Source organism: Bartonella sp. AA89HNZF, from assembly GCF_042196905.1.
Classification (GTDB): Bacteria; Pseudomonadota; Alphaproteobacteria; order Rhizobiales; family Rhizobiaceae; genus Bartonella.
The window spans coordinates 136756-145249 of the sequence record NZ_JBHIRD010000003.1 but is presented as its reverse complement, the minus strand read 5'-3'; the positions used below and the strand labels follow the sequence as shown (position 1 = coordinate 145249).

Below are 8494 nucleotides of genomic sequence, written 5' to 3'. Positions count from 1 at the left end.
GGCAACAGGGTAACTGACCATGCCATTAGCGCACGCTTCACCCTAAGACAGGGAAAAAATATCCTATGCGTCTTTAATGAAGCCTATCAACCAAAAGGTATTAATCTAGGAACCGAAACCACCTCACCATCTGTTGAACGTAAAATTGCATCAGATCTTTAAATAAGCGGGAATTAAAGGGGACAACACATGAGTGATAAATCAATCATCGAAGATCGAGACACTATTAGGGATAGCGGAACAATAACATTGTCTTTTCCCGACAACCAAGAAATCCCTGCCATTTATATTGTAAACAATGATGGTACAGAATCGCTGGTTCCCAAAACCACAAGAGGCAACAGGGTAACTGACCATGCCATTAGCGCACGCTTCACCCTAAGACAGGGAAAAAATATCCTATGCGTCTTTAACGAAGCCTATCAACCAAAAGGCGTTAATCCAGGAACCGAAACGACCTCACCATCTGTTGAACGTAAAATTGCATCAGTTCTTTAAATAAGCGGGAATTGAAGGGGACAAAACATGAGTGATAAATCAATCATCGAAGATCGAGGATCTATTGGAGATGGCAAAAACAATAGCGCCAAAACCGCCGGCAAAAAAATAGTTGTCGCAATAGCTTGTATAGGAATCTGCGGCTATGTCCTCTGGAACATCTTATCCACCCCCACAGAACAAAAAGACACTGCAAAAGCTCATAAAAAACAAGAACAAAGCTTTCACAATTCCCTCGCCCCTTTAGAGCTCGTCCCCTCTGACCCGCGTGCAAACATAGCGCCAATAACCTTACCACCCCCACAACCACTCGCACAAGAACCGAAAAAAGATGATCCCTTACTTGATGCCGCAAGACGCGCCCCCGTTCTTGCTTTCGCCAAAGGCTCTAGGTCTCAATTAAAAGACATTGTCAACACGACTCTCAATCCCTTTGAAAAATTCAATACCCTTGAAAATCTCGCCAATATGAAAAATTCCTCTGCCCTTCAAGACACACAAAATTTTGCGACCCTATTAAAGCCTACCAAAACAGAAGAAACAAAAGCAAAAGCAAAACTCATCGGCAATAGAAACTTTATCATCGCCATGGGAACCTCTATTCCCTGTATCTTAGAAACGGCATTAAACAGTGAGCAACCAGGCTTTGCAAGCTGCATTATTAACCGCGATATCCTCTCTGACAATGGTCGCGTTGTTTTACTTGATAAAGGAACTCAAGTGATTGGCGAATACCGCGGAGGGATAAAACAAGGTCAATCTCGCCTCTTTGTACTCTGGACAAGAGCAAAAACCCCAACCGGTGTCATCATCGACCTTGCCTCACCCGCAACCGACAGTTTAGGCAGAGCCGGTTTTGATGGCAACATCAACACCCATTGGTGGGAACGCTTTGGCTCTTCCCTTTTACTCACCGTTATTGATGGTGCCACAACAGTTTTAACAAATAAAATAGTAGGCAATTCCAATAAAGAAGGTTCAAACAACTCTGGAGGCGGCGGTTTTGAAGGCGCAAACAACACTGGAAAAGAGGCCGCCAGTATTGCTCTTGAAAATCAAATCAACATCCCTCCTACCCTAGAAAAATTTCAAGGCGAACTCGTCAACATCTTTGTAGCAAAAGATCTCGATTTTTCCTCTGTCTATAAACTAGTCGTAAAGAGCAAAAGAAACCGCTCTACTCCCGGCTATTCCTTTTTTCATTAAGCCAATAAAGTCACATTATGCCATCAGCAAAAAATGCAGAACGCGCCTCCATCGTCTTAACAAAATTAAAGATCTTAGATGACTTCCTCAATAATGACAATTTATTTGAGATTGTTGTCAATCGCCCAGGCGAAGTGATTGTTGAGGGTCCAAATGGTTGGCAAACCCACATCTTAAAAGAGCTAACCTACAGCGAACTAGAAGGGATTGCGAAAGTTGTTGCTGCCTACACAACACAAAAAATTAGTGTAGAAAATCCCGTTCTTTCCGCAACACTGCCCAATAACGAACGCATACAAATTGTCATGCCCCCTGCTGTTGCCCCCAACACCATGAGCATGACAATTCGTAAACCTTCATCACGCACTTTTTCTCTTGAAAGTCTACACGAAAACCAGCTATTTTCTGTCACCAGAAACGTTAGTTTTACCCCCCTTGAACAAATGACAAAACGGGCAAGTGAACTCTCTGATACAGAAAAAGAGCTAACAGATCTCTTTATCGCCAAAGACTTTTGTACATTTTTAGAACGCGCTGTTGTTACACAACAAAATATCTTAATCTCTGGAAAAACCGGTTCTGGTAAAACAACCCTCTCCAAAGCTTTAATTGCAAAAATCCCTGACTATGAACGAATTCTCACCATTGAAGACACGCCAGAACTTGTCGTTCCGCACGCCAACAAAGTGCAGCTCTTTTATTCAAAAGATAATCAAGGCTTAGCAAAAGCTGGAGCAAAAGAACTGCTTGAATCTGGATTGCGTATGCGCCCCGACAGAATTCTTTTGCAAGAGCTGCGTGATGGTACAGCCTTTTACTATATCCGTAATGTCAATTCCGGTCACCCAGGTTCTATCACCACCGTCCATGCCTCAACAGCACTCGCCGCCTTTGAACAAATGACCCTTTTAGTCAAAGAAAGTGACGGGGGTGGTAATTTAGCACGCGACGATATCCGCGGCTTATTAATCTCGATGATAGATGTCATCATCCAATGTAAACGTTTGGAAGGAAAATTTCGTGTAACAGAAATCTATTACGACCCTTTCAAACGCCGTGATGCTTTTTAAAAAAAACGATACCCTCCCCCTCTTATGCCAATAGAGATTTTTTAAGAGCACAATTGATCGCTTCAGGTTCATTTTCAATGATTGAAAGTAACAAACGAGAAAAAGTATCTATAGAATATCGTCCCTGTTTCCAATCACGAATGCGCCTTACAGAAAAACCAAAAACATGCCGAAAATGATATCTATAACCCTATATTTTTTCTGATTTTTTTGACATCAATGTTTGCAAGGATATGGCTACCAAATTTTATGACATCCGCTTCACCTTTAGCTTCAGACAAGAGCTTCACGAGCACCTTGTAATATACAAGATCCTGCTTTATGTGCTTTATCCATTATTATTCTTTTCGATATTCATCAAGGCGCAGTATAAAAATTTTCTTCAACGCATTCCTCTCTGATTTTGTCAAATTACCTCAAGATGATTGACTGTAAATATCTTCGATCAACACCGGAATATTTTAACCACCAAAAAAAGGTATAACCTTATATCCCCCACTTTTACTCTTATGCTTTTAAACCTAACTTTCCTTGGCTTTCTCTTAACCCTTGCATAAGACCACCAGCATCTGAATGAGTAGCAATAAAAGAAACAATATCAAATAATTATTCAGGCGATATGCCTTCTTCTTTCACAGAAATTCAATAAGCTGCCATTTCAATCACGGTTTGCATACATCATTCAATATACGGAAACACCCATAACGATAATGATGTAAATTAAAAGCTCATTTGAAGTGAATGATCAGAAATATCAAATATCCAAATGACAAAACAAATCTTACCTATCTTCAGCTATATCTCTTTACCCTTGTCACTTTTCTCAAAAGTTTTAAGCGTTTTCGCATTAGAAATAGACATATCAAACGGCAATCCTCTTTCATCAACAACTTTTGTCAAAGCAATACGGATGAAATCAGACACCGTAAGTCTTAAACTTGCTAATATTTCACCGGATTTTTTTTTAACGCCCTATCTATGCAGGCACATACAACATCTTTTGTCACACCCATATTAAACACCTCCTTTGATTACCTCTCTTTTACCGTATGGCTTAATAGGGCTTATACAGTATAAGGCTTTATCCTTGCCCTTACCGTATCATATCTATTGATCTTGCACGCGCTATTGCGTTGATTTTCTCCTGTTGTCTCTGTTGCAAAAACTTAACTGCCATTTGAAACTCTTTTATGCGTTCTTTATTATAAGACTGTTCTTTGGGGATTGCTTTTGATAAATCAAAACCATATTTATGAATGGCATCATGTCCAAAACGTTTATCTAAAACACTTTGTAGCTTTAAAAACTCTTGATTAACCTGCTCTGGTATCTTTGAATAACTATCACAACCAGCTTCAACATTTTTCATAAAAGTCACTGCTTCTTGTGAAAGTGACGGAACCTCAACTTTCAATCGCTCACGCTCCCGTGTAACACTATCCATATGTGTCTCATAAGAATTCTTATAAAAGGATTGAAGCTCTCTCATAGTAGAAACAGCAAGAGGAACATGATAAAGCGCTTCTTTTCGTTCTTTTCCTGTAGCCTTCAATTTATCGATAAAACGATCTGACCCACGCAGTTCGCCTGCTCTATCAGGTTCCCTTTCCAAAATATCAGGAAGTTTATCGCCTTTACCTGCTAAAATCGTTTGCTCAATCCTAAACGCAGCCTCTTGTGGATCTCTATAAATAAATGCTAAACGACTGTTTAATTTTTTAAACATATCAATGTAAGATTTTTTATTTCTAAGGGCACTTAACACCTTCTGTTCTAGATTAGAGTTATCCGTATAAGCCGCAAGGTATGGCTCTCGTTCTGTTGTTTTTGCAACAACATTCAAATCATTTTGTAATTGTTCTAGTTCTTCTTTTTGACGTTTAGCAAAACTTGTCTTTTCTCTATCCCAAGGAGTTTCAATCTTCTCTTTTTGTTGTTCCAAGCACTCTTTATTAAGATCAACGCCAAAAGCAATATTTTTGCCAATACCTTGAGAAACATCATCCCTTTTATTTTCTGTAAACTTGGTAAGGTTCTTATAGATGAGTGCAGACAGATATTCTGAATTACCAAAATGTGCTTCAATTGACGCACGTGTCATTTCTTGTCGCTCAATACCCTTCCAGTTGATATGATAACCAGCTTCACGAGCCAGTTGCACCATAAATTCACGCTGAGTACGCCCATTCCCCTCTCGAAACGGATGCAACGCATTCAACTCGCCCATGTAATACCCAGCCCTTTGGCTAAAGTCATAAGCGCCAAGACCACGCAGATACTGTTCTTTTGCAAGCTTTTTTGTAATCTTCGGTGCATAACTTTCAATCTGATTATAACTAGCAAACATACTATTGCCTTTGGCAATATCCACTAAACGAACTTGTCCCGCCCATTCATATATGTCACCAAACAGTCTTCTATGAATCTCTTTCATGTAATTCAGATCAAACTTACCACCAATAGGAGTATGTACAAATTCGAAAGATTTTACATAAGAAATCGTAGATTCTACACGTTGCAGTGTGGCTTTGTCTTTAATACCAAGCCGATTATACATCACACCAGTTTCAGGATCAGTATAAGAATCACCGCTCCCCTTATACTTCTCCACGTTTTACCCTCTCCATATAATCTGTGATGATATCACTTGTTTCAAGCTCTCCAATAATAACACGCTCCATTTGTGCAACAACCAGCGGATCTGGCTCTAATCCCTCTAAACGTTGGCTTGCCAATGCATTTTCAGCATAGAGGCGACGCAGCTTAAGTTCCTCTTCACTCAACATATTAAAACCCTCATTTGCTTACATTTATTATAGCCAAACAGACTATAGAAACAAGATTTTATTCCTTGTCTTACCCGCGTTACATCTTTTGACCTTGTACGCTCATACGCATGATTTAGCTCTTGTATACGTCTCTGTTGCAAAAACTTAACTGCCATTTGAAACTCTTTTATGCAATCTTGATCATGAGACTGTTGTTAAAAAATTGCTTTTGATAGATCATAATTTGTTTGCATAGCAAGCCAAGCACGTGCTGTGCTTACACCAGACATTTCAAGCCTAATAGCAAGATTAGCACTCATAGCGGCTTTTCCATTTAAAACTCTAGAAAGTGCTACACGAGATATACCAAGCTACTCTGCTGCTTCATTAACGGATAAACCAAGCTCTTTGATCACATCTTCTCGCAATAATTCACCGAGATGTGAAGGATTCTTCATCATTGTTTAGACCTGCTTTTTGATGACAATCCAGATAATCAACCATTTCCACATCTATGCTATCAAAGCGAAATATTACGCAACAATTTCCATTTACAGTAATTGACTAATAATCCTTGAAATCACCCTTTAGCAGATGTAATTAAAAGGATGGATAACTCAAATCTTTTGGCGATACATCTCCTTCAAGAGCACTTAGAATACGCTTTAATTTTTGAGCATGGGTGGTTCTAATCCCTTTAGTCGTGCCAATATTATAGCAGGATTCAATCCTTTTAGGTTTAAATCTTAAAATCATAAATGAATATAGAGTGTACCCCTCCAAGATACAAAAAATGTTCATTATTTTTACATCACACGGCTTTTTTTACTTTATAAACATTAGAACTGTCGTGAAAAAATTGCTCATTCTCATCTCTTTCTCATTATTCTACTAATTATTGGAAAAGTATAAGTTCATAATTAGGAGGAGCTAAACGTAATAGGAGCGTATCATATCTCCAATTGGCAGCGGCACTTAGAAACATCAAGATGATATAACCACAATGACCATTGCTGTTTGATGTTCATGGGGCGCTGCACCCGCTGTATATCGAGTAAAAAGAATGAATAACACTAATAACCCCCTACAAACTCTATTAAACTAATAACCGGTTTACGAATAAGTAAAAGAAAAAGGAAAATCAAAAAAAGGCATATTTTTCATATTTTACGAACTATAGAGAAATCTATACGCATTGTAGTTATTAGAATTAGACTTTTCCCTTTTTTATTTAATTTGTTCGTAGATAGAGTATCCATTACCGTTATTACATCACTAACAGAGTTAATAATCATACCTTTTGTAATTGCCAAAATCCCGCATTAAAATCAGACCTTTATTCAAAGATGATCTGATAATTTTCTCAAAAAATTCAAGATTCCTCAAAGCACAGCACCCACGTGTGCATCATGTTGCGTAATAACATCCATCAACTCTGTTACGACCGCATCCAACACTTCTCGTGCATCGCCTTCAGCCATAAGGCGGATAACCGGTTCAGTTCCAGAAGCACGGATAACGAGGCGTGCTTCTTTTCCCAACTTTTTCTCTGCTTGATCAATAGCCGTTTTAACAGGATTTTTTTTCAGGACATTTTTATTTTTAACCGTTAAATTTTTTAAAATTTGCGGTACAGGTTCAAACCGTTTACACAATTGGCTCATAGGACTTTGGCTTTCTTTCATACAGGCTAAAATCTGCAATGCAGCCACCAAGCCATCACCCGTTGTGCCAAAATCACTGAGCACAATATGCCCAGAAGCCTCACCACCAACATTATATCCCTTTTGGCGCATGGCATCGACAACATAACGGTCTCCAACTTTTGTCCTTACAAGGTGCAACCCTTTGCCGTTCAAGAAACGCTCTAGTCCAAGATTTGACATAATTGTTGTAACAACACCATTGCACCGTAATCGTCCCATTTTATGCCAATTTTCAGCAATTACAGCAATCAACTGATCTCCATCAACCGTTTGTGCTTTTTCATCAACAATGAGAACACGATCTCCATCTCCATCAAGAGCAATACCCACATCAGCACGTACTTCATGCACTTTTCGTTTTAAAGAACTTAAATCGGTTGACCCACATTTTTGATTAATATTGGTACCATTTGGCTCATCATGAATAGCAAAAACCTCAGCCCCCAATTCCCATAAAGCACGAGGAGCCGCTTTATAAGCCGCCCCATTGGCACAATCCACAACAATACGCACAGCATCCAAGCGAACATCGCGCGGCAGAGTTCGTTTGGCATATTCAATATAACGATAAATATCCCCTTCAACCCGTTTTGCATAACCAATTTCGGCAGAACTTGCTAAAGATTTTGAAAGATCTGTATCGATTAATTGTTCAATTTTCGCTTCCATATCATCTGAAAGCTTAAAACCATCAGGACCAAAAAGTTTAATTCCATTATCATAGAAGGGGTTATGAGAAGCAGAAATCATCACCCCAAGATCCGCTCGCAAAGAGCGGCAAAGCATTGCAACAGCAGGGGTTGGCACTGGACCCAATAAAAAAGCTTCCATCCCCGCAGCAGTCAACCCTGAAACCAAAGCGTTTTCCAACATATAGCCAGATAATCGTGTATCCTTGCCAATCACCACACGATGAGATTGATGTTGTGAGCGAAATAAAACCCCTACAGCCATCCCCACCTTCATGGCAAAATCGGGTGTCATAGGAAATGAATTGGCTTTCCCCCGAATTCCATCTGTACCAAAATATTTTTGCACCATGCCTCTTTCCTTTAATATATAATTCTTCCCTTGGCTTTTCCTTAAAATCCTAACAAGCCCCCTTGGTACAATAGTCCTCCTCTCCCCGTATAAAATCAGATCATTGATCTTAAACCTTCATGCATTTAGACAATCAAGCCCCCTATTCACCATCTACACATCTAAACCACTCTCAAGCAATTATGTTTACACCCTTACACATAAA

6 protein-coding genes and 2 pseudogenes are annotated in these 8494 nt (G+C 39.3%); 3 read left to right on the top strand and 5 right to left on the bottom strand.

Translation table 11 applies throughout. From position 1 onward, the window contains the following. Positions 1 to 240: 240 nt before the first annotated feature. From ACFIN0_RS02710 to virB11, 3 genes and pseudogenes are all read left to right on the top strand, one after another. Positions 241 to 498 (top strand): annotated as a pseudogene (locus tag ACFIN0_RS02710) (TrbG/VirB9 family P-type conjugative transfer protein); the annotation flags it as partial. Between the two features lie 27 nt (positions 499 to 525). Continuing rightward, positions 526 to 1704, top strand: coding sequence for a type IV secretion system protein VirB10 (gene virB10, locus ACFIN0_RS02705; protein WP_375701860.1), 1179 nt, complete (start codon positions 526 to 528; stop codon positions 1702 to 1704). A 17-nt stretch (positions 1705 to 1721) separates the two neighbouring features. Further along, positions 1722 to 2774, top strand: coding sequence for a P-type DNA transfer ATPase VirB11 (gene virB11, locus ACFIN0_RS02700; RefSeq protein WP_375701859.1), 1053 nt, complete (start codon positions 1722 to 1724; stop codon positions 2772 to 2774). Positions 2775 to 3569: 795 nt separating this feature from the next. Here the strand turns inward: virB11 and ACFIN0_RS02695 are convergent. The 5 genes and pseudogenes from ACFIN0_RS02695 to glmM form a co-directional block, all read right to left on the bottom strand. Next, positions 3570 to 3698, bottom strand: coding sequence for a type II toxin-antitoxin system RelB/DinJ family antitoxin (locus ACFIN0_RS02695; RefSeq protein WP_375701858.1), 129 nt, complete (start codon positions 3696 to 3698; stop codon positions 3570 to 3572). A 169-nt stretch (positions 3699 to 3867) separates the two neighbouring features. After that, entirely contained in the window at positions 3868 to 5385 is a 1518-nt protein-coding gene (vbhT, locus tag ACFIN0_RS02690; protein ID WP_375701857.1) for a type II toxin-antitoxin system protein adenylyltransferase VbhT, read from the bottom strand. Continuing rightward, positions 5372 to 5560 (bottom strand): antitoxin VbhA family protein, encoded by a 189-nt coding sequence (locus tag ACFIN0_RS02685; RefSeq protein ID WP_375610266.1) that lies wholly within the window; start codon positions 5558 to 5560, stop codon positions 5372 to 5374. The genes vbhT and ACFIN0_RS02685 overlap by 14 nt, the downstream gene beginning before the upstream one ends. A gap of 197 nt (positions 5561 to 5757) precedes the next feature. Beyond that, positions 5758 to 6003, bottom strand: a pseudogene (locus ACFIN0_RS02680) (HigA family addiction module antitoxin). A gap of 921 nt (positions 6004 to 6924) precedes the next feature. Beyond that, positions 6925 to 8289, bottom strand: a complete 1365-nt coding sequence (gene glmM, locus ACFIN0_RS02675) for a phosphoglucosamine mutase (RefSeq protein ID WP_375701856.1) — start codon at positions 8287 to 8289, stop codon at positions 6925 to 6927. Positions 8290 to 8494: the final 205 nt, after the last annotated feature.